Origin of the sequence: Jiangella alkaliphila (genome assembly GCF_900105925.1) — a bacterium.
Lineage (GTDB): Bacteria > Actinomycetota > Actinomycetes > Jiangellales > Jiangellaceae > Jiangella > Jiangella alkaliphila.
Map to the genome: position 1 here is coordinate 6,866,710 of NZ_LT629791.1, position 24,084 is coordinate 6,890,793.

Consider the following 24,084-nt stretch of genomic DNA (forward strand, 5'->3'; position numbering starts at 1 on the left):
GCGCCGAGGACGTTCCCCGGCATGCCTCATGATCAGAAGGCTACCCGCACTAATAGTACGGGTCAATACTCTAAGTGCGGTTGGTTGCTCAGGGCGTCATGCCGACTCGCCTCGCCAGGTCCCGGACCTCGGTCGCTTGTCCGCTCTCGGTGCGCAGGAGATCGGTCAGTAGTGCGTGAACGGTGGGGTGGCCGACGACCAACTCAGGTGCAATTTGAAGGGCCTCGTGGATAGCGGCCACGGCGGCGGGAGCGTCGCGACGTTGGGCGTGGGCGCGGGCCAGCTCTAATTGATAGCGCGATCGCCGCTCGGGAGAGAGACCGGAGGAATCGAAGCCTGAGGCGATCCGCAACGCGCGGCCGGCGTCACCAAGCTCGACCGCGACGGTGACCTGGTGGAGGGTGACGTTCGCGGGACCGAACTCCGTGCCGTAGTCGTTGCGGTCTGCGCCGAGAACCTGTCCGAGGCGTTCCGCTTCGGCCAGGTGCGCGTAGGCCTGGTCGGCATTGTTACGCCGAGCATCCGTGATGGCCATCTGCATCAGCAACGAGCCCGAGAGCGAGATGGCCGCAGGGTCCCTGGCATCGACCCGACCAGAGAGCGCGTCGACGGCTGTGGAGGCAGTCTGAATGACCTGGTCGTAGAACCGTGCACTCTGGAACACGAGCGCAAGACGGAAGGCGCCTTCGGCCATCAGCAGAGCGTCGCCGGAGCGCTCCGCGGCCGCGATGGCGCGGTCAGCGGAGACGCAGGCGGCGGACGGCTCACCGAGCTTCGACAGCACGGACGCACACGCGTGATAGGCGCGGGCCAGCGTCGCATAGGCCGCCCGCTGCACTTCCCCGTTCGATGCACGAGCCGCGAACTCTAGCGCTGGCAGGAGCCGCATCAGCAGCTCGCTGACCCGCTCGTACTCGGCCGCGTGAACCAGCGACCATGCCCGATCAACCGAACCGGTCAGCTCCTGGAGGTTGGCCGACGAACGTTCAGCGAGTACGGCCGTGAGAGCGTTGCTCGAACTCAGAGCCAACGTCAGGTCGACCGCAGGTGCCGGCCGCTCGTGTGTCGCCGCGACGACGGGCCGATCCGGCGCCAACTCTGCGAGTGGCACTTCCAGCACCGCGGCCACCCGTTCCAACACGGACATGCGGTCGATCTTCCGCACGCCCCGCTCCACCTGCGACAGCCACGTCTCAGAGCGGTCAAGCAAACGAGCTAGCTCCCGCTGCGAAAGGCCGCGACGCTTCCGCGCCTGCGCGACTCTACGACCTAATGCTTGAGCGTCGTCGGTCACCCTCTGGCTCCGTCTGACAGGCCCTTAGCCGGACCGTCCGTCAGGAACTCCACACGGGTCGACGTCAGGTATTGACCACGCTCCGCCAGGAACGCCTTCACGTGCAGCTGCTCCTCATGCGCCTCGAACGCCGCCCGGTCTGCGTACACCTCATAGAACACTCGGGCCAGCGGCTCCCCCTCGACGCCATGCGTCGCATACACCAGCGTCCCCGGCTCCAACTCCCTGATACCAGGAGCCGTCCGCGCCACCAACGCATCGAACGCCGCGACGGCATCCTCATCACGCAGATCGAACCGCACCACCAGAGCGAACACAGCCACTCCCCTCTCAGGACGTACAAGAAGTACCAGGTCGCACCAAAGGTAGCAGCGCTCATCGATGCAGAGATAGTGCACTCAGCAGCAGACGACGGCCCACTGAGCGAGCAGCAGATGTGTCCGGGGGTGGTGGCAAGATCCGCCGACGTGACAGATGACGATCGCAATCCAGACACACTTCCGACATCGCTCGACCCGAGCGGACCATGCCCACGTTGTGGACGCGTGTCCAACTTCGACGTTCAGCGCGTAGCGGTCCTCACCTTTCGGAACGTCCCGGGCGGCAGCGTGATCGATGAGACGCTCCAAGCGATGAAGTGCCAGGGCTGTCAACGCGTGACCGCTGTCGTCGAACAGAACCGGCGTGGGATCCACTGGTATCCAGCGCCAGGCGCCGCAAATCTGGACAAGCAGGTCAACGAACGCGTTGCCTCTTGCTACGACGAGGGGATGCGTTGCCTCGGCATCGGAGCGAATCGCGCCGCTGCGGTGATGTTCCGGAGTGCGCTCAGTCTGTTCGTCAAAGACAAGGGTGGACCAGACGCCAAAGCTGAACGCCACCTCAAACCCGCCCTCAGGCACATGAAGGAGGACGGTTCGCTGCACTCGTCGCTGGCCGAATGGGCCGACCACCTCAATCAGCTGGGCAACGAAGGCGCGCACCCCGAGGACTACGACGACGTGACAGCCGACGAGGCTGCCAAGCTCGCTGAGTTTGTTCGCCACCTCATACGTCACGAGTACGAGATGCCAGCTCAACTGCTCCGCGCGCGGGGGTTGCTCAAGGAGGACGAGGGCGCTTCACGAGACGCACCGCCGGACGACGCGGCCCCAGTCATCCTCTAACTCACCACGCCCCCTTGGCGCAACGCCACCACGCCGGGTCAGTGTCCGGGGTCTGAGTCAGGATGTGTTGCATGAGACTGCAGTAGCAAGGCGGAGTGTTGACCGCTACCGGCGCGGACGACACTCTGCGAACGTCGCACGTGGCTGCTGCATTGAGACCTAGCGCAACTGACCCTGCCAGACACTTCCATGACACGTCAACGTCTGCAAGGGTGATCGCATGCGGTGACCAAGGGGGATGCGATGTCAGGTCAAGAAGCGGCCAATGCGGGCAAGGTGGCGGCGCCAAGCGAGGTTGTCGACAATCGGTGCTTCGCGGTGCGACATGCCATGGCATTGATAGATCTAAAAGGACGACGCACTGAGGCCGCGGAGAAGCTGCTTTCAAGCATCTGCGACGCCCTTAAAGCGGATAGCCGCGTCAAGGAGCTTACGAGACCCCCGCTTAGGCCACACCTTGTCTATCGCGGAGAAGCCTACCCTTGGGTGAAGAACTACGAAAGCGACTTACCCCTTACCGGCCGTGATCATTTTCATACACTACAGCTGTCGGATCCCATACTGTTCAGCGTTAATGTGCCCGCAGAGAATCAAGAAGAATTCAGGGGCGTCAAGACCTTTCCGCGTGGCAGCTACTTCGTGTCGTGGGATGGGATTTCCCTGACTGTCATGTGGGAACAGCAATCCCCAGGCACGGTATCCGTTGCAGCAGGACGCGTCGCTATAGATGTTTTGCGCGACGCTATCAAGAGATCTTATCTTGGATTATACGTCCAAGCCTGCAATCCGAACTGTCAGAACATTTTCACGCATGCAAATGCACTCCTTGTCTTTCCGGGTGTGGAAGCGCCGAAATCGATGTGGCAGACAGTGATGTTCACCCTGCCTGCTCGCCTAGCAGATAAGGATCCGGGCGAGATACTGACCTGGTGGCACAGGAGAGTCCGACAACCATTCTTTCTATTTTCCCTTTACAAGAATGGTGCGCGGAGAATCAGAGACATCGAGAGTATCGTTAGCCGCCGCCTGTTCACCCTCCTTGCATTGCAGCAGCAACGCGCGCAGCTTAGAGTTACGCCGATCAGGAAGCGATTTGCGGCATGGGCGAGACTATGGGGCTGGAAGCGCAAGACAAGAAAGGCTATGGCCGATATATGGCTCGGGCTTGCCGCGATTGGATTCATTAACCGTCAGTGGAGCGAAGACAGGAGACGATTCACCGAGCAGATCGACGAAGGTGAAGGAAAACTGCGCCCACTCTTTGACCAGGACTCAACCGACGACCTTGCAGCCATCGACACGATGGATCTCAGCCTGGCCCGTGAGGCGCTCGACTACTCGTCAGCCCGACTCGACAGCCGATCCATGGTTGCCGTCACAGCTCTCGCCGGACTTGCTGGTTTGTTGGGTGCGCTCCTGGGTGCCGCTCTGGCCTCGGAGTAAGCCTCGCCCGAAAGTTCGTCCGTGCTGATCCAAGCGACGGTAAGACCGTTGATCTCACCGCCTCGCTTCGAATGCGTTTGCTTCACGGGCATTTCACAGACACGGGATTTGCCGGATAGGCCTCTTGAGGATCAAGGCGGCGCGCAAGCGCGCCGCAGCACGCCCGGCCACGCGCCGGGCGTGCGGCCTGGCGGCCGTTCCGGGCGCGGACCGGGCGTGCGAGCGAGCTGGCCGACACCAACTCAGGCCACGCTGACATCTCGCCGAACGGCGTCCCCCTCATCGCGGCCATTCTTTGACCTCCACTCCGGGCATCAAGGGCGCCAAGATCGTTCGCCTGGCTAGCGGACTCGTCACCGATCGACTCCAAAGGGCGAACCATCTTGACGTCGCTACGCGATGGCGCAAGCGCCACCCTTGACCCCCTACGCTCCGGCCAACGACCGGCAGCTATGAGGCCGACGCCTCAATCCGGGACGGCGATATCTTCCTGCCCCGCGGCGAGAACGCTCGCTGCTGGAACCGCCCAGCCGCCGGCCCGGGGCGGGGAAAGCGCCGGAGGACCGAATACTCCTGCGACCCAACGAAAGCCCGGGTGGATATACTGATCTGGCGAGCGCACGATGTCATCGACTTTCTGGTCCAACGCGCGCTGAACCTTATCCGCCAGGGTCGGCTGCTCGGCCTCGAAGAGCAGGTCAGCGATGGGCTCATGCCAATACCAGCGAACTTGTCCATTGCGAGCAATAGCTACAACGGAATGTGGCTCCGCCGGACTGGTCCTGGGCCAGGTCTGCTCGTCGATCTTTACAAAGGCACTTCTAACGTCATCAAAGCCATCTAGCAGTTCTTGGACCGCATTGCGCAGATCACTGAAGTCCATATCTGCGCGTACGGTGGCAGCCGAATCGAGTATCGACAAGAATGCCCGATTTCCCTCGAAGTAGGCCATGGGACAAAGGTCGATCGCTGGACCCGTCCGATGGACGGTATGCCCGTCGATGGTGGCGCGAGTCCCGAGACTTCCACCAGCGGCTCCGTGCATCACCAAAGACGCAATGCGATAGTAGTCGTACAGATCCACAAGGTTCAGGCGACTCGCGCGGTCATAGAGGTTCTCGCTCGCCCAGCTGCGTTTCCATGAAGGACCGTAGCGCGACACCGCCTCGGTAATCTTTCTCTCGGCCTGCCTGGCTTCACGTTCCAGCTTCCTAGCAACGGACCGTCTCGCCTTCGGATTAAGCTTCGACAGGCCAATCCTCGCGTTCTGCTGAAGCTCTGCAACGATGACGAGATGATCCATATATCGCTCAGCTTGTCCGGGACTCGTTGAGACATCGGCCATATTTATTGCATGCTCGACTAATGCGCGCGCGGTGCGTGTAGCTGGTCGCCCCGCACCCTCTAACACCTCATCAAGGAGTTCCATCCAGTCATTGAACGCCTGACTGAAGACCAACGCGGGCGCCTGGTAGGGCGCGGACGCCGAGATAAACTCCCGGACAATTGGCATAGCTATATACTTGATCGTGTGCGTCGCTTGGCCAAGCCAAGGCAGCTCATCATCAATCTGCTGGATGAGCGGGATAGTGGTCCATGGTTTGTGCTCCGGGGGCGCTGTTACCGGTTGCCCGAACGGCGAGTCGGCTCCCATAACAGAACCATAGATCAGAATGCTTCAAAGTTCGAGTGATCGCGGCGTGCGGGAGTAGGCAATGCGCAGCGATCGGCCGAGCGTCTAACCAGGTAGCAGGGTGAACGCACTCGTGTGAGCTGGACGCATCGCCGTGAAGTGGCGTACGTCGAGGGTGAAGACCTCGGTTGCCTTCAGCCGTTCAGCCACCGAGACCACGGACGCATCCGCCGCACCAAGCGGGAAGTCGGCGTAGCGGTCGACCAGGACGGCAACGCGGGCGAGATCGTCCGTAGTCAGCTCGCCGAAGGTCAGCAGCCCGGATTCCAGCGACCGGACGAACGCGGCCTCGTGCTGCGGCGTTCCGAATCGGGACAGCATGTAGCAGGCTTCCGCGGCGACGAAGCTCGGCACGACCATCGTCGTCCGTGCCTTGAAGATGCGGGCGAACTCCTGGACGCATCGCTCGTGGTGCGCGTCATCAGTGATGGCAGCAGCCACGATAGGGCCGGTGTCGACGACGATCACTCGTCGCGCCCGAACTCCTCGGACAGGATCTCTTCGACCCGCTCCGAGACATCCGACCGGCCGGCGTGGATGGAGCCGACCCACGACGGTGGCCAATGACTGTCTTCGGTGTGCTCGGACGAGTGGACAAGGCGAACCGTGCGCGCGCGAATCTCCCGCAGCTGGTCAGGCGTGAGCTGATCGACCAGCCGATGCATCTCCTCGTACTCTTCCGATGCAGCGGTCATGATGCCGAGTGTACGGCTTGTCATCTGCCAACCTCCACGATTTCACCGCCGCGACCTGCGACGTTCGGTCGTCCCTATGGCCCTAATGGGCCAGGCTGATCCCGCCGCAGCAACGAACACGCCCGCGGCGGGATCAGCCAGCACACCTTGCTCAGCCGGCGTCGCACCCACTCCCCCGCCGGGCACGCTCGACTGTGGCCACGTACGCCGTCGTCGAGCTGTTCACCGCCGCGATCACGACACGTCCGCCGCCCGGCTCGCGTATACCTTGCGCAGATCATCGACGGAGGACTCCAGCTCGCCTAGCGTCACGCCGGCCGCCGACAACGCAGCCGCGATGCGGTCGACCAGCTCGCGGTGCGCTTCAGCGGTGAGGGCGTAGCCGTCCTGGGGGAACAGCAGACCGGATTCGAGCAGTTCCAGACCGTCGTCTCGCTCGGCCAGCCGCCGCAACTGCTCGATAATCTGCGCATCGGTCGCGCCGGGCAGGTACCGCTCACGGACATTGGCCAGCAGCCTCGGTGTCCACGTCGCCTGCTGCGCGACCTCGGCCATCCGCAGCAGCTCCAGAGCCGTCCGGCGGACCTCTTTCAGGTTCAGGCCGACCTTGGCGTACATGTCGGTCTCGAACGGCTTGATCTCTACATCGATGTGCGCGTTCCCGTGCAGCAGGTGCGCCACCATCTCACCGACCATCTCGTCGACGAACGGCGCGCGGGCGATGATCTCTCTCTTGTCACGTTCAGGTACGTTGACCACGGGTCTCTCCCTGGCTAGCTCAGGTTGGGATCAAGTCCCCGGTCCGGTGTCTCTAGCACCGGCTGGGGGCGACTAAATGGATGAGGCAGAGCCCGCCTACAGGAGGCCCACGAGCCCCGCCTGCCCGGGTCCTGTACGCGCCACCGACAGGCCACGGTGGTCGGCATCTGGTCGGTGACCGACCAAACCAGCTTCGTTTCGCGTCGCCCTCTGTCGCACATCGTTGCAGCTCAAAGCCATTTCGCGGCCGCGCCTTTCGACCCCTGAACGACCTTCTAAGCTCTTGGTCGGGGGTTCGAGTCCCTCCAGGCGCACCCAGCTCGTCAGCACATGATCAGGAAGAGTCACGCCAGGGCCTCACGTCCAGTTCCGGGTAGCGCTGCTGGATGCCGTTGAGTGTCTCCGCGGTCCAGAACTGGTGGCCAGGGGGCGGGAACCCGAAGAGTTCAAGCTGACGTGGCGTCGCACGGTGCACGAACGCGTACCACGCGGGCAGGTGGCTTCGCGCCGCCCATGCCATCCGTTGGCCCCAGTCGACGTCGGCCGGACGGAAGATGAGTTGCATCGAGTATCGGGCGCCCCGAGGCGCCCTGAGACTGGTGCCGCGGTGGAAGGTCCGGGTGTTGAATGCGATGACGGTGCCGGCCGGGCCCGCGCCGGACTGCTCTGCGGCGTACAGGTTCGAGTTGTCGGCGGTCGAGACGAACTCGCCGGTGCCACCGCTCCTGGGGTAGAAGTTCGGATTCATCGGCAGGTGGGCGGTGTGGTCCCACGAGACCACATGCGGCGGGCCGAGCTCTTCAGGGACGTCGACGAGGAAGACGAAGAGCTCAAGTTGCTGGTACCGGTTCTCAGTGGAAGGCACCAGGATCGTCTGATTGAGATAGTCGCGGTGCAGCGCCTGGTCGTACGATGCGGCGCCCGTGTACTTGGCCCAAGCTTCCGCCGAGGAGATCCGCAGGTCAGTCTGCCCGAGCAGATCCTCGGCTAGCTGGACGATCCGGGGATGCACAGCCAGGAGACTGAGCTCGGTACTGGAGAACGGGAACTCGTCGATCCCGTCGAACTCATCATCGACATAGCGGGTGCGACGTGGATCGGTGCCGTCATGAAACCCGTCCGGGGTGGGAAACATCGTCTCCACCTCCCCGAGTGCGGCCGCCAGGTCATCGCTCGAAAGAAAGCCAGGCAGGATCACAAAGCCGTCAGTGCGCCAGGCGTCTGCGGTGCCGTTGTCCATGCGCCCAACGTTGATGCTCCGGTGATCGAGGTGCAACAGAGTTTCTGGTTGCTCAGATCGCGTCCGAGGGCGACACAGCATCGAGGCCGTCAGGGCGTGAGCAGGTCGATCGCCGTGCGCTGGTAGGCGCGCAGCTCGCGGACCGTCGGCACCGTCGCGCCGCCCGCCTGCCGCTGGCGGAACCAGCCGAGGTAGATGCTGTAGCCGATCTGTGCGCGCAGGCGCGCCTCGCGCCGCGGCAGGTCCATGTCGCGGAAGCAGCGCTCCAGGAACGCGAGCCGCTTGTTCTGGACCCGCTCGACGACCGGGGCGACCGCCGGATCCGCGGCGGAGGCGAGCAGCGCCGCGTCGATCGCGCCGTACTCGTCGCCCTCGTCCTCCATGGCCGCGGTGAGCGTCAGTCGCAGCCGCTCGACGGGGTCGGGCAGATCCTCGAGCCGGGCGATGATCTCGTCGGTCGCCTCGCGCTCCCACGTCGCGAGCGCGGCCGCGACCAGCTCGGCGCGGCTGCCGAAGTGCCAGTAGAAGCTGCCCTTCGTGGCGCCCAGCCGCGCGGCCAGGGGCTCGACCGTGACCGCGGCGGTACCACCCTCGGCGATCGCGACGAGCGCGGCGTGCGTCCAGTCCTCGCGGCTAAGTGCCATACGCTACAGTATGGACCATACGCAACCGTATGGAAGGACCGCACCATGAGAGTCCTGAGCAGGCACGTGCGCGACCTCGACGCAAGCGGCGAGGAGGTGGGACGGCTCATCGCCGCCCTCGGCAGCGAGCACGACGCGCTGTGGCCGAACGACCTCTGGCCCGGCACCCAGCTCGAGTTCGACCGCCCGCTCGGCCCCGGCGCGCGCGGCGGGCACGGCGTCATCCGCTACTCGGTCGACGCATACGAGCCCGGTCGCCGCGTGCGCTTCCGCTTCGACCCCGGCACGGGCCTCGACGGCACCCACGGCTTCGACGTCGAACAGCTCGCGGACGGCCGCACGCGGCTGGTGCACACGCTCGACACGCGGCTGGAGGGAGCGGTCAAGCTGGCGAAGCCGCTGCTCCTGCGCATGCACGACACGATGATCGGCCAGCTGCTCGACAACGCGGAACGGCTCACCGGCGGCCGGGTGGAGCGCCCCACGCGGATGGCGCTCTGGATGCGCGCGCTGAACGCCGTCGAGGCGCGCCTGACGCGGGGCGCCGGCACCCCGCCCGCCACCGGTACGCGCGTCTGATCGAGGACTTTGATGAGGGTTGTGCCCGACGGCCGGGATACCTGTTGACCATTAATGCGCCGCTGTTACGGTCCGAGCCGTTACCTGACCGTGCCCGCGCCGACCCGCGGCCGGGCTGGAACATGGGGGGCAAGCATGCACGAGACCACCGACCCTGCGACCACCGACGGCACGCCGAGCCGTCGTCGCATCATCGCGGCGGGCGCGGCCGGCGCCGCTGGTGCTGCCGCGCTGGGCGTCGCCGGCGCGTCGCAGGCGCAGGCCGCGGCCGGTCAGGCGCTCATCCTCGGCCGCTCGAACACGTCGGGCTCCGCCTCGACCGGCGTCACGTACTCGACCTCGACGCCGACGGTCGCAGTGCACAACGCGGGGTCGGGCGCCGCCGCGCTGATGACGTCCGCCCGGTCCAACGGCTTCGCCGGCGGCAGCTACTCGCCCAACGCCTACGGCGTCTCGGCCGCCAACTACGCCAACAGCCCCGGCGCCGGCGCCGCCGTCGCCGCCAGCGGTCGGTACAACGACGGCGTCGTGGGCTCGACGCTCGACTCCGAGCGCGTCGGTGTGGTCGGCATCAACGACACGCCCGTTGTGGGTTCCGGCGCCGGCGTCATCGGCGTCGGAACGAACATCGCCGGCGTCGTCGCGTACACCTCCGCCAGCGACGACTCGGCTCTGTGGGCCGTCAACGACTCCGAGGCCGGCTTTGCGCTCGTCGCCTTCGGCCACACGCAGTTCAACGGCGACGTGCTGATCGCCGGCGACCTGTACGTCACCGGCACCATCTACTGCGACAACCCCATTCAGCCGCTCCCGGACAGCCTGCCCGGTCCGCTGGCGCCGGCGCGCGGCGACAGCATGCTGGCGCGCGCCAAGGCCCTCGTGTCCCGGCTGCGGCCCGCTCGCTGACGCCGGCCGGACGAGGCCCGGTGGCCGCTGCCGTCATTCGGCGGCGGCCACCTGAGGGTCGTCCTGCGACGACAGCGACGTCGAGACCAGGGCGGCCGGGCGTTCCACGGCCTCGGGCTCGGGACGCAGCCGCGGCGGCGCGGCCGACCATGCCTTCAGGTGCTGGATGACCTCGCCGTAGAAGGTGTCGACCGCGTGCAGCAGCGAGTCGATGAACGTGCCGCGGCCACGGCCGCGCTTGCCGCCCATGGGCAGGCCCTGGGCGACGCGGAACGCGCGTAGCTCCTTGGCCGGATCGGCGACCAGCACGCCCGGGTCGTCGCGGACGACGGTGAGCAGCTCAGCCGCGCCGGCGCCCCGTCCGTGCATGACGTACGCCTCGATGCGGAGGTCCGCGGGCGCATCCTTGAGCTGCCGGACCAGCCAGTTGACCCGCGTCGTCTGCCGCCCTTCTTTGGGCGCGTCGACGTCGACGTGGCAGGTGATGCGCCCGGCCCGCAGGTCCGCCGTCACCACCAGCTCGCCGACGGTGTCGGGGATGCGGATGGCCCCGGTGAGCGTGCCGTGCTCGGCCAGGTTGTCGATCAGCCACTGGGCGCGCAGCGACGGGTCAGCCAGCTCCTTGCGCGACAGCACCGGCGTCACCTCGGTGCCGAGCTGACGGCCGAGGCGGAGGCTGGCGAAGCGCAGCAGCGCGTCGAAGCGGTTGGCGACCTCGCTGACGCCCTTGTCGGCAGGCCGGAGCGTCCCCGCCGCGACCGCGTTGCGGATGCCGACCCAGGTCTCGCCCATGTCGTCGAACTCGAGCGCGCCGGAACGCGGGTGCTCGAGATAGCGGATGAGCTCACCGAGGACCCACGCCTGGTCGGGATCGGCGATGCCGCGGAACTCCTTCTGCATCACCGCCTCGGTCAGCACGTTCGTCCACGACAGGTGGTGCAGCGCGACCTTGCGCAGCTTGCGCTTGTCGACCTTCGTCGGATGCTGCCCCGGGACGGCCGGGATCTCGTTCGAGATGGTCAGGACCGCGTCGAAGCCCTGCTCGCGGGCGATGTCGAGGTAGTTCTCCAGCTGCTCGGGCGCCAGCTCGTTGCTGCCCGTCTTGACCTCGACCAGGGCGGTCCACGACTTCTGCCCGCGAGTGACCCGGACCAGACCGTCCGGGAACAGCTTCTTCTCGCCCAGGACGAACGGCACCTCGATGTACGTCTCGACGTTGCCCGCCGGCGCCCCGAACGGCTTGGTCAGCGACCGCCCGAACTCGCGGACCGCCGTCATCACGGCCAGCAGCGCCGAGGTGGCCCGGCGCTCCTGCTCCTCGGCTCCGCTGATGCCCGACGTCGGGATCAGCCGCGCCTCGTGCCAGGTCTCTTCCGTCATGTCGCCCGCCCCTTGGTCGATCTCCCCCTGCTGCGCCGGAGGCTAGCCCCGGGGTCGGACAGTTCAGCCGCGCTGCGTCAGGAACTCGCGGACGCCGCGGAGGGTTGTGTGGAGCCGCGCCTGGGTCGTGCGGCAGTCCAGGCGCACGTCGAGCGGGCCGGGCGGGCCGTCGGCGGCTCTGGTGCCGGTCCGCAGCGCGGCCGGGTCGAGTCCGTCCCGCTCGGCGATGAGCAGCCCGAGCTCGTAGCGGCTCACGGCGTCCGGCCCGGCGACGTGGTGGACGCCGGCCCGGTCCGAGGCCGCGAGCTCCAGCAGCGCGGCCGCGAGGTCGGCGACGTGGACCGGGCAGCGGATGTCGTCGGTGAACAGGACGCCCTCTCGACGCCCGGCGGCGAGGTCGTGGACGCGCGTCTCCTGGGGCGAACCGCCGTCGCCGATGATGAGGGACGTCCGGGCGATGACGGCCCGCGGCGCGATCGCCTTGACCGCCGTCTCGGCGGCCGCCTTCGCCGCGCCGTACGCGTTGACCGGGTCCGGTTCGCACGTCTCGTCGTAGTGGACGGCGGCGCCGGAGAAGACCGCGTCGCTGGAGACGTGGACGAGGCGGGCGCCGGTCGCCGCGGCGGCGAGCGCCACGTGGGCGGCGCCGTCGGCGGTGATCGCCCAGTCGGACTGGCGGTACGCGGCGTTGACCACGACGTCCGGCCAGACGTCGTCGGCCAGCGCGGCGACCTCGTCCCGCCGGCGCACGTCCAGCGGCCGCCACTGGACCCCGTCGGCGTCGCCCGGGCGGGTCAGATGGGTCGCGGCGACGTCGTGGCCGGCGGCCCGGGCCTGACGCACGAGCTCACCGCCCAAGAAACCGCTGCCGCCGACGATGAGCACCTTCACGACGGGCCACGATAGCTGGCGATCTCCTACTCGACCTTGACCCACTCGCCACAGCGGGCGGTCTCGAAGTCCTGGCCGTCCTCGACGGTGACCTGCGGGTTGCCGCCGCTCGGCAGATCGTTCGCGATGATGTCGTCGCCGTTGCTCCCGGTCCTGAGGATGGCCCAGTAGCACGAGCCGGAGACCTCGGTGGCGCGGTAGGTGCCGGGCGCCATGTCGAGGCCGACCGTCCAGACACCGTCGGCGACGGTGTTCGCCTCGATGCCGGCCTCGGTCGCCTCGATGGCCGCCTGCCGCTCGTCGAGCTCGGACTCACGCAGATCGAGCGTGGCCGATCGCTCCTCCAGATCGGTGTTGGCCTGCTCGGCCGCGTCGAGCCGACGCTTCAGGTCGTCCCGCTGGACCTGGGTCTCCTGGAGGTCGGCCTCGAGCTGGTCGGCGCGCGCATCAGCGCTCTGGCCGTCGGCGGCGAGCTCGGCCGCCGACGCCTGCAGTTCGGCCTCCCGTTCGCCGGCACGGTCGTCGCGAAGTCCCCAACCGGCGGCGAAGGCGGCGAGCAGGAGAACAACGCCGATCGCGACCGGAATCCACGGCACACGCCTCCGCCGCTGCGAATCGGACGCTCCCTCGGGCGGCGGCGGAGGCGGCGGGACGTCGGCACTCGTGTCCACGGCGGCCACCTATTCGCAAGCGTCCAGCTCGGCGCTGGTGTCGGCCTCGGCGATGCAGTCCAGGCCCTCGTCGAGATCCTCGAACGCACCGAACACGATCGCGATCCCCCAGATGCCGAGCGCGAGCGCGCCCGCGCTGAGCAGCACGGCGATCCTCGTGGTCCACTTGTTGGTGGCCTGACGGCGACGGACCCGGGCCAGGGCGGCCAGGCCCAGGGCGAGACCGGTGAGGCCCAGGATCACGGCGATGAAGCCGGTCAACGGCACGAGCCCGAACACCAGCCCGGCCATCGCGACGATGATCGCCGCCAGGCCGAGTCCGTTCCGTGGCATCGGCGGCTGCTGGTAGTACCCCGGTGGCGGGCCCTGAACGGGCGGACCACTCGGATTCGGCGGTGGCGCTGCAGGCGTGACGTCAGACATGGTGAACCCCCCAAGATTCGGCGAGATCGTTTCTCGCGTGCCGGGCAAACTACGCCCGGGGTCGGACAGTTCAGCCGCGTGTCGCCGGGGCGTCACGGGCGAGCCGTAGCCTCGGCGGGTGGCCACAGCGCGTGAGCTGAGCATCTGGATGCCCGTCCTCGAGGCGCTCCTGCGCGACGCGCCGGCGGGGGTGGAGCTGGTGGAGTTCACCGGCACCGTCGGGACCGGGTCGGTCGGCGGGAGCCAGCGGCTGGACGGCGAGCGGCCGCGGCACCGGCCGGAGGGCACCGAGCTGTTCGACGCGCTGCACGGAGCGGCGAGCGCGATCGGCGGCGAGCAGGTGGGCGTCGTCCTGCGGGCGAGCCGGAGCGGGCGGCGCGAGGCCGACGTCGTCGAGCTGCCGGAGGGTGCGTCGTACGGCATGGGCGACATGATCGGCGACCTCGTGCTGGTCGACGGCGCACTGCCGGGGCTGTACCGGCGCCAGACGGAGCCCGGCGCGAATCCTCGTCCGACGGCGGCCTCCGCCGATCCCGCGGCGCTGACGCGGCTGGTCCACCAGAAGCTCCCGGACGCCGCCGGCGCACCGGCCGCCCAGCTCGCCGCCGTCGAGGAGCGGCTCGGTGTGCCGCTCACCGACGAGGTCAGGGCGCTCTACCTGGCAGCGGCGGCGGGCGAGCTGATCGTCGGCGGCGAGGACGGGTTCTACGGCATGGCGCTGATCCCGCTCGACGACGACGAGACGCGCGGCTGGTACCTGCCCGGCGCGCGGATGTCGCAGTGGCGGTTCGGCGCGAAGGAGACGCTGGGGCCGGACCCGCGGCGCAAGGTCCGGCCGCTCGGCGCCACGCCGCTCTGGTTCCCCGTCGGGCACGACTGGGGCGGCAACACCTACGCCGTCGACCTGGTGCCGGACGTGGACGGGCACCGCGGCCAGGTCGTCTTCCTCGACCACGAGCAGAACGCCGGCGCCACCCTCGTCGGCGAGTCGCTCACCGAGCTGCTCGTGCACGGACGCGAGGGCGAACCGACCGGGCCGGTCGGCGGCGCCGGGACCGCGCACGTCAACGACCGCAACGGCACCACGGTCGCGGCGGCCGCGGGCAACGCCGAGCTGGAGGTCGTCAGCCTCGGCCTGCTCGACGCCCCAGCCGACCTGACGCCGCTGCTCGACCGGCCGCGCGTCCGCACCCTCGACGCGCTGCCGGGGACGCTCGCCGACCCGCGCCAGGCCGCGCGGTTCCCAGGGCTGGAGTACCTGTCGATGGGCGCGGACGACTGGCGGATCCTGCTCGACGCGGGCGAGGTGCCGCGTCAGCTGCTCGCGGCCCGGGTCGCCGGCGGGGACGACGACCTGGCCGTGGTCGTCGCGACGGCGAACGAGCTGCTCGGGCTGTGGGACCGGCCGCTCATCCAGGTGACGCGGCTGCGCTGACCCGGTCGATCCGCCGACCGAGGCGGACGGCGGCGACGGCGGACGCGCCGGCGCCGCCCAGCGCACCGAAGGCGACCAGGTTGTACGCCCACGGAACGCCTCCGACCACCGTGCCGTCCTCGAACACGCACGCGTTCTCCATCGGCACGTAGGAGTGCCGCATCTCCACGAACGGCGCGCCGTCGTACTCGATCCCGTGGCTGCACCGCTCGTCGAACTCGCTGATCGAGCCCCAGAGGAAGAGCCCGTACATCCACACGAAGACGACCAGGAGGATCGGCACCGCGGCACAGAGGTAGGCGTGCAGCGAGTCCAGACGCCGCAGTCTCACGTCAGCAGCAGCCACAGCAGCACCCCCAGGGCGGCCCAGAAGAGCGCCACTATACCGAGTGCCAACGCAAGGCCGCCCATCGTCGTGAAGCGGCGGTCGGCGGCGCGGGAGCGGGCCGGGCCGGTCATCAGGACGTGCGCATCGTCCGGACCGGCGGCCAGGCGCGACGCGGCCGACGGCGCGCCGGCGTCGGGCCCGCTGCCCATGGCCAGCTCGCCACGCAGCTGAGCGAGCCGCCGCATCAGGTCGTCGACCGCGCCGACGGCGTCGTCCGCGGCCGCGGCGTCGCCGTCCGCGAGCGCACGCAGGGCGGCCTCCAGCGCGGCGACGCCGTCGCGCACGCTCGCCGGCGAGTCGGACGACGTCAGGTCGGCCAGCCACTCCACCTCGCCGCGGCCGAACGCCGTGACCCAGCGCAGCGTCCCGTCCGACGACGGCAGGAGGAGGTCGATGATCGGCTCGCCGGGCTCACCGGCGGACGCGACCAAGTAGCCGTCGCCGAACGACGACCACGCGAACGGGCCGGAACGTGGTGCGGGCACGATCCCTCCCGGGGCGCCGGCGGCAACCTGCCGGGAGGTCCCGTCCCCCGACGGTCCCGCTGTGCCGGAGTCTGGATGACGAGGCAACCGGGAACTACTCGGGCGCACCGTATCGCGAAACGGGGCTGTTGACGCCCCTTGTCAGTGATCGGCTGCGACACTCTCATCCATGAGCGAACAGCCGCCGGCACACATCGCCCGGCTGATCCCCCGGCTCGAGCTGACGGGGACCGAGCGCATCCTCGAACTGGGCGCGGCGCCGGGCGTCGCGGTCGCGGAGATCGGCCCGATCCTCAGCGGCGACGGGCACGTCACGGCGCTGGACCGGTCCGCCGTCGGCGCCCGGCGGATCCGCGAGCGCAACCAGGCCCTCGTCGACGCCGGCCGGGTCAGCGTCGTCGAGCAGGACCTGACGACGCTCGCGCCGGAGCCGCCCAGCCGGTTCGACCTGATCTTCGCGTCGAACGTCAACGTGTTCTGGACGCACCCGCGCAAGGCCAACGTCGACGCGCTCGCGGCGCTGCTGGCGCCGGGCGGCCGGCTGCGGCTGTTCTACGGCTACGGGCCGGGCGACGGCGCGGGCAGCGGCCGCGACACCGGGTCGCTGGTCGCCGCCACCCTGCGCGCCGCGGCCGGGCTGGCCGACGTCACGATCGACGGGGCCGGCCCGACCCTGCAGGTCAGCGCGCGGAAGCGGGACTAGTGCCCGCAGTCGGGCCTAGCGCGCGGACAGGAACGCGTCCAGCCCGGCGAGGTCGTCGGTGTTGAGGTGGTCGACGCCGGCGGCGAGCAGCTCGGACCAGATCGCGTCACGCGCCGGGCCGGGGGTGTCCGGCGTCGCCCAGAAGCGGACGCGATAGCCGGCGGCGTGCGCCGTCGTGACGATCTGCTGAAGCTTCGCCCGTTCCGCCTCCGGGATCGGGCCGACGCCGCGCCAGGTGAAGTGGTTGCCCCAGTTGTCGCTGAGCAGCGGCATGAAGCTGGCCGGCAGGCCGCTCGTCAGGTCGCCGAGCCGGCCGTCGTAGCCGGCGAACCGCAGCCGCTGGGCCTGCATGGTCGCGCGCGGCCGGTCGCCGCTGATGACGGCGGTGACGGCGCCGGTCTGGACCCGGTCGCCCATGAACCGCGTCATCATGTCCTGGTACCGGCGCAGCACGGAGTCGATCTCCGCGTAGGTCGCCTCGCCGGTGTTCTTGATGTCGATGAGCAGTTGCAGCGAGCCGTCCCACTCCGGGTACACCGAGCCGCCGTTGGCGTGGACGATGTCGCGCAGCGGGTCCAGGTACAGCGACTCCAGGGTCCGGCCGGGCTGTACCTCCCAGGCGTCGTGCGCGACCAGCAGCTCGCCGTCGACGAGCCAGACGTCGGCCTCGACGCTGGTGAACCCGTGGTCGAGCGCGTCCAGGAGCGGGCGCTCGTGCTCGTAGTCGTTGTGGGCGTGGGCGGGGTCGTGGGGGCCGGTGACGGCGTGTGCGGCGGCGCTGACGGCGACGCCGAGGGCGGCCGCCAGCGGGACCGCCACGACGGCGCGGACGATTCGACGGAAACGGGACCGATCGCTCATGACCGCTACCGTCGAGGCGATTGACAACGAGTCAATGTCTGGTTCGCGACCGCCGGACGACGTCTACGCGAACGGTTGCGTCAGGGCCCTACGTCTGGTCGGTGTCGGAGTCGACGGCGAACTCGACGGCGTCCCAGTCGCCGTAGTCGTCGAAGCCGATGAACTGGGCGTCGACGGAGTCGCCGGCCGCCAACTCCGTGGCGGTCGTGGTCAGCGTCGAGACCTGCTCGCCCTCGTAGAGGACGGTCGCCGTCCAGGAGGCGAAGTCGACGGTCTCGTCGCCGGTGTTCGTCACCGTCGCCCGGACCTCGAAGTCGCCGGCGAAGTCGCGCAGCACCTGCACGTCCGTGAACGTGAAGACACCGTCGGTGAACTCGCCCTCGAACGGCGTGGGCTCGGACTCCAACGGCTCTTCCTCCGCCGGCGGCTCCGTCTCGCGCTCGTCGAGCTCAGCGCGGGCTTCGTCGAGCCGCTGCTTGAGGTCGTCGCGCTGCTGCTCGACCGCTTCGAGGCGCTCGCGCAGCTGCTCCAACTCGTCGCTGTCGCCGCCCTCGGTCTCGTCAGGCGCGGAGGTCTCCTGCGCGACCGGGTCGGACTCGTCGTCGTCGATGGCCATGCCGACGGCCACCCCGGCGCCGCCGCCCGCGATCAGCGCGAGCACGGCCACCAGCGGCCACACCCACCCACGCCGGCGGCGCTCGACCGGCGGCGGGGGTGGCGGCGGCGCCGGCGGCAGGGGCTGGAAGCTCATCGACGCAAAATATTACCCCTTCGCGCCGGCCAATTCGTTCGGGATCTGCGGCAAAGTTTCGGAGGCGACGACGGCTCCGGCGGCGAGGTCGACGGCATGCACTTCACTCGCCGCGGGGTCGGTGACGTAAGCGGTCTCGCCGTCGACGACGAGGGCCGGTCGCGGCTGCTGCCAGTCCGCCGGCTCCGTCCATGCGCCGATCACCGGGATCGAGCCGGTGACCTGCGCCGACGCCGGGTCGATGACGTGGATCGCGCCGTCCGTCCCGAGCACCAGTGCCACGCCCTGCGGGCCGCGGGCGAGCGACCGGAACGTGTAGCTGACGCCCAGGTCGACCAGCTGGAGCGTGTTCGTCGCCGTGTCGATGAGCGAGACCCGCTCGGGCCGCTCCAGCTCCGCGTCGGGGTCGACCTTGTAGTCGCCGAGGACGACCGTGGAGTCGTCGGTGCCGGCCTGGTTGCCGATGCGGCCGTACGGGTCGGGGCTGGGGATCTTCGTGAACGCGCCGTCGCGGTAGACGAGGACGCCGTTCTCGCAGCCGACGACGATGGTCTCGTCGTCGGCGACCGCCTCGCCGTGCACGCCGGGGCAGTCCTCGCTGCGGGCGATCTCGGCGCGGCCGGCGTCGAGGACCTTGGCGCCGGTGCGGGTCGTCTCGTCGCCGAGCGTGACGAGGAGCTCGTCGTTCGCCAGTTGCACGGCGACACCGTGGTGCGGCAGATCGGCCGTGACGACCTCGGTCTCCGGCGCGCCGTCGGCGAGCTCGTCCGGCTGGAAGATCTCGATGCGCCCGGATCCGTCGCTGAACAGCACGGTCGTGCCCGCGTGCCGGACGACGTGGCCGGGGTGGTCGGCCTCGAACTCGACTCCCGTGAGCGCGGGGTCGCCGACGTAGTGGTGCTCGTGGTCGCCGTGCGCGGTGCTCCAGGCGCCGGTGTCGAGCACCTGGAACGCGTCGCCCGCGGAGACGAGCACGTGCCGGCCGTCGCCGGCCGGGTTGACCCGGGTGAAGCCGTCCAGCTCGAACGTCTCGACGACCTCCAGCGACTCGCCGACGAGCACCATCACGCCGCCGTCGTAGGTCGCGACCAGCCGGGACTCGGCCTCCTGCACCTCCTGCGCGCCGTCCTCGCGCGGCGAGGACGTGCTCTGGCTGCGGGTGGGCGGGTCGTCGCCCCCGCAGGCGGTGAGCAGGAGCGCGGACAGCGCGACGGTGGCAGTGGCGGCGATGCGTGGTGTGGTCATGGCTCGCCAGCCTATTCGAGAACGGTTCTCAAACTCAAGTTCGCTTCGGGTGGGTTCAGTCGATCGTTCGGGACTAGGGTGTTCGGCACACGCGATCGTCCGTTCCACGCTGCGAGGAGTACCGGTGGCGAAGCGCCGTCAGGCAGGCCGGCGGGCGGGCCGACCCGGGGACGCCCCGGACCTCGACGCGCCCGACACGCCGCCCGACGATGCTGCGAGCGACGACACCGCCGGCGGTGGCGAGGCGGGGCGGCTCGATGCCGCGGCGGCCGCACGAGCCGCCGCCTCCGGACGGGCGGCCCAGCGGCTCGCGGCCGGCCGGCAAGCGGCCGGCTACAGCGCACCGGCGGCGCCCGAGGTCGTCGCGCCGGGACAGGACACCACGACGGTGCGCCCCGGCGCCGAGCCGTGGTCGGCCTTCCCCGACGCACCCCCGCGGCCACGCCGCGCCACCCGCCCGCCGTCCACCCCATCGACTCCGCCGCCCAGACCGTCCGCCCCGCCGGCCACGCCGGCGACCCCGTCGGCGCCGCCGGCTCAGCGGGACATCCGGCACGTCCCGGCCGCCGACACGCCGCCGGATCCCGTGCCCCGCCGCCAGCTGCCGATCGTGATCCCGTCGGTCGCCGAACTGGCCGTCTACGGGTCGCTGGCGACCGCGGTCGCCGTCGCCGTCATGATCGTGAACGGACGGCCGTACTGGCAGGCCGCGGCGGTGGTCGCGGCGGCGGCCGCGGTCATCGTCCTGGTGTCGTTCGTGGCGGCCCGATCGCGGCCCGAGCGGACCGACGACGACCCCGGCGACCCGACACGGCCGGGCTCCACGGGGCGTCGGCGCAGGCGTCCCTAACTGGGCGCCGACCGCGAAGGTTCAAGGCAGCGGCGAGTTCCACAAGGAAGAGGGGGAATCGCCGATGTGCCCATAAGGTGGTCCGCGTGACCAACGATCGAATGGTGTGGATCGACTGCGAGATGACCGGCCTCGACCTCCAGCGCGACGCGCTCGTCGAGGTGGCCGTGCTCGTGACCGACGCCGAGCTCAACGTCCTCGGCGACGGCGTCGACGTCGTCATCCGCCCACCCGACGACGCGCTGGAGCAGATGAACGACGTCGTGCGGCAGATGCACACCGCCAGCGGCCTGCTCACCGAACTGGCCGGCGGCGTCACCATGGACGAGGCGAACACCCTGGTCATGCAGTACATCAAGGCGCACGTGCCGGAGCCGTCGAAGGCCCAGCTGGCCGGCAACACCGTCCACATGGACCGGTTGTTCCTGGCTCGCGACCTCCCCGAGGTCGAGGGCTGGCTGCACTACCGCAACATCGACGTGTCGTCGATCAAAGAGCTGGTGCGCCGCTGGTACCCGCGCGTCTACTTCGCCAGCCCGACGAAGACCGGCAACCACCGCGCGCTCGGCGACATCAAGGACTCCATCGACGAGCTGCGGTACTACCGGCGCACGGTGTTCGTCCCGCTGCCGGGGCCGGACAGCACGAACTCGCGGGCCGCGGCGGTCGCCATCATGAACGAGGCGCGCGCCGCCCAAACCGCGTCGGACTAGCCCGTTCCCGACCACTCCGTCCGGCACCGTATACTTGTTCAGCCGCGCCGCTCCCGGCGCGCATGGTGGGTGTAGCTCAGCTGGTAGAGCACCTGGTTGTGGTCCAGGAAGTCGCGGGTTCAAGTCCCGTCACTCACCCCAGTCAGAAGCGGCCCCGCCGGTCCGGCGGGGCCGCTTCCGTCCGTCAGGTGCCCGCGGCCGCCGTCCCGGCCGTGAGGAACAGCGGCTCACCGAACAGTGTCGAGACCGTCCACAAGCCGTCGGCGCCGGCCGGCACCACCACGCAGACATTGCCCTCGGCGACGCCGCCCGCGTACAACTCGCCGACGTCGGACAGGTCGCCCGGGATCACGCCGCAGTAGTCCGAGTAGGTGACGCTGTCGCTGCCGACGAACTGGATCGTGAGGTCCGCCCAGGCGTGGCCGCTCTCGTCGCCGGTGTACGTCGCGGTGACGGGCAGAAGGTAGAACTCCATGCCGTCCGGCGGCGGCTCGTTGAACTCGTTCTCGTCCTGGATCTCTGCCCACGCCTCGCGCGGCTGGCCGATCACGACCTCCCAGTCCTCGTTGCCGACCGGGGTCCCGACCGTGAACGGATGGTCACGGCTGCCATCGGGCGCCTCGGCGGCCGGCTCCTCGGCAGGCTCGTCCGCCGGCGGCTCCTCGGCAGGCGGCTCCTCGGACGGCGCTTCCTCGGGCGACGGATCGTCGGCGGGCGCCTCGTCGACGGCGGCTCGAGCGTCGTCCAACTGACGGGCGAGATCGTCGCGCTGCGCCTCGGCCTCGCTCAGGCGCTGCTCGAGATCGTCGGCGCCGTCGTCGGAGGCGACGTTCACGCCGACGGCCCCACCGATTCCGGCACCGGCCGCGAGCGCGAACACCAGCCCGAGGACGATCGGCGCGCGGCTGGGCCGTCGCGGCGGCGCGGGCTCGAATGGTTGCTGGACATCGCTCATGACTCTGCTCCCCCACCTGCGGCGCGGCAGCATGAGGCCGCGCCGGACTCGCCGGGCGATCGCGCAGTCCCACCCGTGCGACCGAGTCGGCGTCGGCCGGCGGCCGATGAGTCATAGTGGCAGTGACCTCGGACACATCGACGCGCGGAAGCGGCCCCGCCGGTCCGGCGGGGCCGCTTCCGTCCGTCAGGTCTCAGCCGCCCGGGGCGCGGACGCCGAGTTCGGCGAGAACGGCCCAGCCGCTCGACGACGTGATGGAGACGCGGACGGCGTCGACCGGGCCGGCGGAGCGGAACCAGGTCAGGTCGTCGCCCCAGCGCACGACCGAGTCCAAGCTGCCGACGTCGCGCCACCCGCCAGAGGCCGACCGCACGGACACCACGGCCGCCGACGCATAGCCGGGCTTCAACGCCACCCCGACCGACGACAGCCGGCGGGGGCGGTCGAACTCGACGGTGTACGACGCCGGCGCGGCCCGCGGCGCCCAGGCGGCGTCCCAGTAGCCGACCACGCCGTCGATCGCGCCCAGCACGCCCACCCCGGGCCGGCCCGCCTGCACGTGCGTCATGTCGGTCGACACCGACGCCGCGCCGGACGCCACCAGCGCGGCCAGGTCCACCCGCCGCGGATCGGGGCGGTCCGGCCGCACGTCCGACACGTCGACGAAGGTGCCGACCAGCCGGCTGGCCGCCGAGTCGAAGCCGATCACGAGCACCCGGCCGGGCCGCGCCTCGACGACGGCGGGGTTGGCCTGGTCACCGGTGCCGGAGTCCCACACCAACTCGCGCGCGGCCCCGCTCCACGGCGACAACGGCGACCGGATCACCGCACCCACCGTCCCCCGCCGGTCGGTGAAGTGCCCGGACAGGTCGCCGTAGGCGAGGAACACCGAACCGTCCCGCAGCACCTCGGTGTGCGCCGACGACGTCACCAGGTCGATCTCCGCCGGCGCGGACCACGTCCGCCCGCCGTCGCGCGACCACGACTCCTGCGAGTGCACCGCGCCCATCGTCGACGCGGCGGTGCCGATGCGCAGCAGCGCGTGCACGACGCCGCCGGGCAGCACCGTCAGCACCGGCTCCTGGTAGTGCGTGCCGGTCGCCGAGGCGATCAGCGACTCCGTCGCCGCCGACCAGGTCTCGCCGCCGTCGCTGCTGCGGACGACGGTCGCCTTCTGCCACTTGTCGTCGGGGACGGTGCCGTAGAGCGGGACGATGAGGTCCCCGCCCGGCAGTTCCTTGACCTGGCCGTGGCTGGCGTTCCAGCCCAGCTCATAGGTGTCGACGATGTCCGACTCGCCGCTGAGCATCGACTGCACCGCGACCGGCGCGGACCACGTCTGGCCGCCGTCGTCGCTGTGCGCCACGAACGTGCCCATCGGCTCCGGCGGGGTGACGGAGTAGTCGTTCTGGAACCAGCTGAGCAACAGCCGGCCGGAGGACAGCTGCGTGATCATCGGGTCGCGGTCGTCGTACGGGCTGTCGTGGACGACCTCGGGCGCGGACCAGGTGCTGCCGCCGTCGTCGCTGGTCAGCATCAGCAGCCGGCCGTCCTGGCCGGTGTGGCCGGCGCCTTCGCGGGCGACGGCGACGACGGACCCGTCGGCCAGCCGCTCGGCGTTCGGGAAGTGCAGCTTCTTGCCCGGCGCGGCCTGCGCGATCACGACGTCCGGGGTGCCGGGTGACCACGTCGGGCCGCCGCTGACGACGTCAGGCGCGCTGCTCGCGGGGGTGCTCAGCAGGCCGAGCGCGACGACGCCGGCCAACAGGACGGGAACGGTTCTCATGGTTCCTCCAGGGCGAGGGTGCCGATCATGCAATACGGCACACCGTTCCATGTCAATGGAACGACCCCTGGACGTGAAACGGCGCCGCGTCCGGCACGAACCGGGCGCGGCGCCGGAGGAACCGCGGA

General features: G+C 69.6%; 27 protein-coding genes and 1 tRNA gene. 9 read left to right on the forward strand and 19 right to left on the reverse strand.

Translation table 11 applies throughout. The annotated features are described in order from the left end of the window. Positions 1 to 88: 88 nt before the first annotated feature. Both BLV05_RS31570 and BLV05_RS31575 read right to left on the reverse strand, forming a co-directional pair. Entirely contained in the window at positions 89 to 1,294 is a 1,206-nt protein-coding gene (locus tag BLV05_RS31570) for a helix-turn-helix domain-containing protein (protein ID WP_083421452.1), read from the reverse strand. Beyond that, positions 1,291 to 1,611: a putative quinol monooxygenase gene (locus BLV05_RS31575; RefSeq protein WP_046768690.1), complete on the reverse strand. Its 321-nt coding sequence runs from the start codon at positions 1,609 to 1,611 to the stop codon at positions 1,291 to 1,293. Before BLV05_RS31575 ends, BLV05_RS31570 begins: the two co-directional genes overlap by 4 nt. A 228-nt stretch (positions 1,612 to 1,839) precedes the next feature. Here BLV05_RS31575 and BLV05_RS31580 point away from each other — a divergent pair, with 228 nt between their 5' ends. Together BLV05_RS31580 and BLV05_RS36300 are read left to right on the forward strand one after the other, a co-directional pair. Further along, a complete protein-coding gene (locus BLV05_RS31580) occupies positions 1,840 to 2,460 on the forward strand; it encodes a DUF4145 domain-containing protein (RefSeq protein WP_052762432.1) in 621 nt (206 codons plus the stop codon). 225 nt (positions 2,461 to 2,685) lie between these two features. After that, entirely contained in the window at positions 2,686 to 3,903 is a 1,218-nt protein-coding gene (locus BLV05_RS36300) for a hypothetical protein (RefSeq protein ID WP_152690734.1), read from the forward strand. 466 nt (positions 3,904 to 4,369) lie between these two features. Here BLV05_RS36300 and BLV05_RS36305 read toward each other — a convergent pair whose 3' ends face one another. The 6 genes from BLV05_RS36305 to BLV05_RS31610 form a co-directional block, all read right to left on the reverse strand. Further along, the gene (locus BLV05_RS36305) at positions 4,370 to 5,557 is read right to left on the reverse strand and encodes a DUF5677 domain-containing protein (protein WP_152690733.1); all 1,188 of its coding nucleotides are present in this window, start codon (positions 5,555 to 5,557) and stop codon (positions 4,370 to 4,372) included. Positions 5,558 to 5,641: 84 nt separating this feature from the next. Next, positions 5,642 to 6,064 (reverse strand): type II toxin-antitoxin system VapC family toxin, encoded by a 423-nt coding sequence (locus tag BLV05_RS31590; RefSeq protein WP_046768688.1) that lies wholly within the window; start codon positions 6,062 to 6,064, stop codon positions 5,642 to 5,644. Then, positions 6,061 to 6,291, reverse strand: coding sequence for a hypothetical protein (locus BLV05_RS31595; protein WP_046768760.1), 231 nt, complete (start codon positions 6,289 to 6,291; stop codon positions 6,061 to 6,063). Before BLV05_RS31595 ends, BLV05_RS31590 begins: the two co-directional genes overlap by 4 nt. Positions 6,292 to 6,525: 234 nt before the next feature. Further along, on the reverse strand, positions 6,526 to 7,050 hold the full coding sequence (locus BLV05_RS31600) for a hypothetical protein (protein WP_046768687.1): 525 nt from the start codon (positions 7,048 to 7,050) through the stop codon (positions 6,526 to 6,528). Positions 7,051 to 7,384: 334 nt separating this feature from the next. Then, positions 7,385 to 8,290, reverse strand: a complete 906-nt coding sequence (locus BLV05_RS31605) for a phytanoyl-CoA dioxygenase family protein (protein WP_046768686.1) — start codon at positions 8,288 to 8,290, stop codon at positions 7,385 to 7,387. Between the two features lie 89 nt (positions 8,291 to 8,379). Beyond that, entirely contained in the window at positions 8,380 to 8,934 is a 555-nt protein-coding gene (locus BLV05_RS31610) for a TetR/AcrR family transcriptional regulator (RefSeq protein ID WP_046768685.1), read from the reverse strand. Between the two features lie 45 nt (positions 8,935 to 8,979). On the opposite strand from BLV05_RS31610, the gene BLV05_RS31615 reads away from it, so the two are divergent. Next, positions 8,980 to 9,513 carry an SRPBCC family protein gene (locus BLV05_RS31615; protein ID WP_046768684.1) on the forward strand — a complete coding sequence of 178 codons (534 nt, stop codon included), beginning with the start codon at positions 8,980 to 8,982 and terminating at the stop codon, positions 9,511 to 9,513. Between the two features lie 135 nt (positions 9,514 to 9,648). Beyond that, a complete protein-coding gene (locus BLV05_RS31620; protein ID WP_046768683.1) occupies positions 9,649 to 10,419 on the forward strand; it encodes a hypothetical protein in 771 nt (256 codons plus the stop codon). Positions 10,420 to 10,452: 33 nt separating this feature from the next. Here the strand turns inward: BLV05_RS31620 and BLV05_RS31625 are convergent, their stop codons facing one another. The 4 genes from BLV05_RS31625 to BLV05_RS31640 all read right to left on the reverse strand — a co-directional run bounded on the left by BLV05_RS31625 (position 10,453) and on the right by BLV05_RS31640 (position 13,694). Then, positions 10,453 to 11,799, reverse strand: coding sequence for a hypothetical protein (locus BLV05_RS31625; protein ID WP_046768682.1), 1,347 nt, complete (start codon positions 11,797 to 11,799; stop codon positions 10,453 to 10,455). A gap of 63 nt (positions 11,800 to 11,862) precedes the next feature. Beyond that, the gene (locus BLV05_RS31630; protein WP_046768681.1) at positions 11,863 to 12,690 is read right to left on the reverse strand and encodes a sugar nucleotide-binding protein; all 828 of its coding nucleotides are present in this window, start codon (positions 12,688 to 12,690) and stop codon (positions 11,863 to 11,865) included. Between the two features lie 26 nt (positions 12,691 to 12,716). Continuing rightward, positions 12,717 to 13,286: a hypothetical protein gene (locus tag BLV05_RS31635; RefSeq protein WP_052762430.1), complete on the reverse strand. Its 570-nt coding sequence runs from the start codon at positions 13,284 to 13,286 to the stop codon at positions 12,717 to 12,719. An 84-nt stretch (positions 13,287 to 13,370) separates the two neighbouring features. Then, on the reverse strand, positions 13,371 to 13,694 hold the full coding sequence (locus BLV05_RS31640; RefSeq protein ID WP_046768680.1) for a hypothetical protein: 324 nt from the start codon (positions 13,692 to 13,694) through the stop codon (positions 13,371 to 13,373). A 208-nt stretch (positions 13,695 to 13,902) separates the two neighbouring features. On the opposite strand from BLV05_RS31640, the gene BLV05_RS31645 reads away from it, so the two are divergent. After that, a complete protein-coding gene (locus tag BLV05_RS31645; RefSeq protein ID WP_083421453.1) occupies positions 13,903 to 15,219 on the forward strand; it encodes an SMI1/KNR4 family protein in 1,317 nt (438 codons plus the stop codon). On the opposite strand, the gene BLV05_RS31650 is transcribed toward BLV05_RS31645, so the two are convergent. Together BLV05_RS31650 and BLV05_RS31655 are read right to left on the reverse strand one after the other, a co-directional pair. Next, positions 15,194 to 15,550, reverse strand: a complete 357-nt coding sequence (locus BLV05_RS31650) for a hypothetical protein (protein WP_052762428.1) — start codon at positions 15,548 to 15,550, stop codon at positions 15,194 to 15,196. The genes BLV05_RS31645 and BLV05_RS31650 overlap by 26 nt on opposite strands. Beyond that, positions 15,547 to 16,092, reverse strand: a complete 546-nt coding sequence (locus BLV05_RS31655; RefSeq protein WP_046768679.1) for a hypothetical protein — start codon at positions 16,090 to 16,092, stop codon at positions 15,547 to 15,549. Before BLV05_RS31655 ends, BLV05_RS31650 begins: the two co-directional genes overlap by 4 nt. 169 nt (positions 16,093 to 16,261) lie before the next feature. Here BLV05_RS31655 and BLV05_RS31660 point away from each other — a divergent pair, with 169 nt between their 5' ends. Beyond that, positions 16,262 to 16,795 (forward strand): class I SAM-dependent methyltransferase, encoded by a 534-nt coding sequence (locus BLV05_RS31660; protein WP_052762427.1) that lies wholly within the window; start codon positions 16,262 to 16,264, stop codon positions 16,793 to 16,795. 15 nt (positions 16,796 to 16,810) lie between these two features. Here BLV05_RS31660 and BLV05_RS31665 read toward each other — a convergent pair whose 3' ends face one another. The 3 genes from BLV05_RS31665 to aztD form a co-directional block, all read right to left on the reverse strand. Beyond that, a complete protein-coding gene (locus tag BLV05_RS31665) occupies positions 16,811 to 17,656 on the reverse strand; it encodes a phosphatidylinositol-specific phospholipase C/glycerophosphodiester phosphodiesterase family protein (RefSeq protein ID WP_046768678.1) in 846 nt (281 codons plus the stop codon). An 88-nt stretch (positions 17,657 to 17,744) separates the two neighbouring features. After that, positions 17,745 to 18,407 carry an FxLYD domain-containing protein gene (locus BLV05_RS31670; protein ID WP_046768677.1) on the reverse strand — a complete coding sequence of 221 codons (663 nt, stop codon included), beginning with the start codon at positions 18,405 to 18,407 and terminating at the stop codon, positions 17,745 to 17,747. Between the two features lie 12 nt (positions 18,408 to 18,419). Then, on the reverse strand, positions 18,420 to 19,652 hold the full coding sequence (gene aztD / locus BLV05_RS31675; RefSeq protein ID WP_046768676.1) for a zinc metallochaperone AztD: 1,233 nt from the start codon (positions 19,650 to 19,652) through the stop codon (positions 18,420 to 18,422). A gap of 124 nt (positions 19,653 to 19,776) precedes the next feature. Between aztD and BLV05_RS31680 the strand changes: the two genes are divergently transcribed. The 3 genes from BLV05_RS31680 (at position 19,777) to BLV05_RS31690 (ending at position 21,356) form a co-directional block, all read left to right on the forward strand. Beyond that, positions 19,777 to 20,502 carry a hypothetical protein gene (locus BLV05_RS31680; protein WP_046768675.1) on the forward strand — a complete coding sequence of 242 codons (726 nt, stop codon included), beginning with the start codon at positions 19,777 to 19,779 and terminating at the stop codon, positions 20,500 to 20,502. Positions 20,503 to 20,603: 101 nt separating this feature from the next. Beyond that, positions 20,604 to 21,215: an oligoribonuclease gene (gene orn / locus BLV05_RS31685; RefSeq protein WP_046768674.1), complete on the forward strand. Its 612-nt coding sequence runs from the start codon at positions 20,604 to 20,606 to the stop codon at positions 21,213 to 21,215. A 65-nt stretch (positions 21,216 to 21,280) separates the two neighbouring features. Further along, positions 21,281 to 21,356 (forward strand) — tRNA-His (locus BLV05_RS31690). 43 nt (positions 21,357 to 21,399) lie between these two features. On the opposite strand, the gene BLV05_RS31695 is transcribed toward BLV05_RS31690, so the two are convergent. Both BLV05_RS31695 and BLV05_RS31700 read right to left on the reverse strand, forming a co-directional pair. Continuing rightward, entirely contained in the window at positions 21,400 to 22,170 is a 771-nt protein-coding gene (locus tag BLV05_RS31695; protein ID WP_052762426.1) for a hypothetical protein, read from the reverse strand. 193 nt (positions 22,171 to 22,363) lie between these two features. Then, positions 22,364 to 23,956 carry a sialidase family protein gene (locus BLV05_RS31700; protein ID WP_160312739.1) on the reverse strand — a complete coding sequence of 531 codons (1,593 nt, stop codon included), beginning with the start codon at positions 23,954 to 23,956 and terminating at the stop codon, positions 22,364 to 22,366. Positions 23,957 to 24,084: the final 128 nt, after the last annotated feature.

Excerpts from the sequence above, each read along its gene's own strand:
- BLV05_RS31620 (WP_046768683.1), top strand. The coding sequence starts at position 9,649 with ATGCACGAGACCACCGACCCTGCGACCACCGACGGCACGCCGAGCCGT.
- BLV05_RS31640 (WP_046768680.1), bottom strand. The coding sequence starts at position 13,694 with ATGCCACGGAACGGACTCGGCCTGGCGGCGATCATCGTCGCGATGGCC.
- BLV05_RS31665 (WP_046768678.1), bottom strand. The coding sequence starts at position 17,656 with ATGAGCGATCGGTCCCGTTTCCGTCGAATCGTCCGCGCCGTCGTGGCG.
- BLV05_RS36305 (WP_152690733.1), bottom strand. The coding sequence starts at position 5,557 with ATGGGAGCCGACTCGCCGTTCGGGCAACCGGTAACAGCGCCCCCGGAG.
- aztD (WP_046768676.1), bottom strand. The coding sequence starts at position 19,652 with ATGACCACACCACGCATCGCCGCCACTGCCACCGTCGCGCTGTCCGCG.
- BLV05_RS31615 (WP_046768684.1), top strand. The coding sequence starts at position 8,980 with ATGAGAGTCCTGAGCAGGCACGTGCGCGACCTCGACGCAAGCGGCGAG.
- BLV05_RS31700 (WP_160312739.1), bottom strand. The coding sequence starts at position 23,956 with ATGAGAACCGTTCCCGTCCTGTTGGCCGGCGTCGTCGCGCTCGGCCTG.
- BLV05_RS31625 (WP_046768682.1), bottom strand. The coding sequence starts at position 11,799 with ATGACGGAAGAGACCTGGCACGAGGCGCGGCTGATCCCGACGTCGGGC.
- BLV05_RS31610 (WP_046768685.1), bottom strand. The coding sequence starts at position 8,934 with ATGGCACTTAGCCGCGAGGACTGGACGCACGCCGCGCTCGTCGCGATC.
- BLV05_RS31605 (WP_046768686.1), bottom strand. The coding sequence starts at position 8,290 with ATGGACAACGGCACCGCAGACGCCTGGCGCACTGACGGCTTTGTGATC.
- orn (WP_046768674.1), top strand. The coding sequence starts at position 20,604 with ATGGTGTGGATCGACTGCGAGATGACCGGCCTCGACCTCCAGCGCGAC.
- BLV05_RS31660 (WP_052762427.1), top strand. The coding sequence starts at position 16,262 with ATGAGCGAACAGCCGCCGGCACACATCGCCCGGCTGATCCCCCGGCTC.
- BLV05_RS31595 (WP_046768760.1), bottom strand. The coding sequence starts at position 6,291 with ATGACCGCTGCATCGGAAGAGTACGAGGAGATGCATCGGCTGGTCGAT.
- BLV05_RS31670 (WP_046768677.1), bottom strand. The coding sequence starts at position 18,407 with ATGAGCTTCCAGCCCCTGCCGCCGGCGCCGCCGCCACCCCCGCCGCCG.
- BLV05_RS31695 (WP_052762426.1), bottom strand. The coding sequence starts at position 22,170 with ATGAGCGATGTCCAGCAACCATTCGAGCCCGCGCCGCCGCGACGGCCC.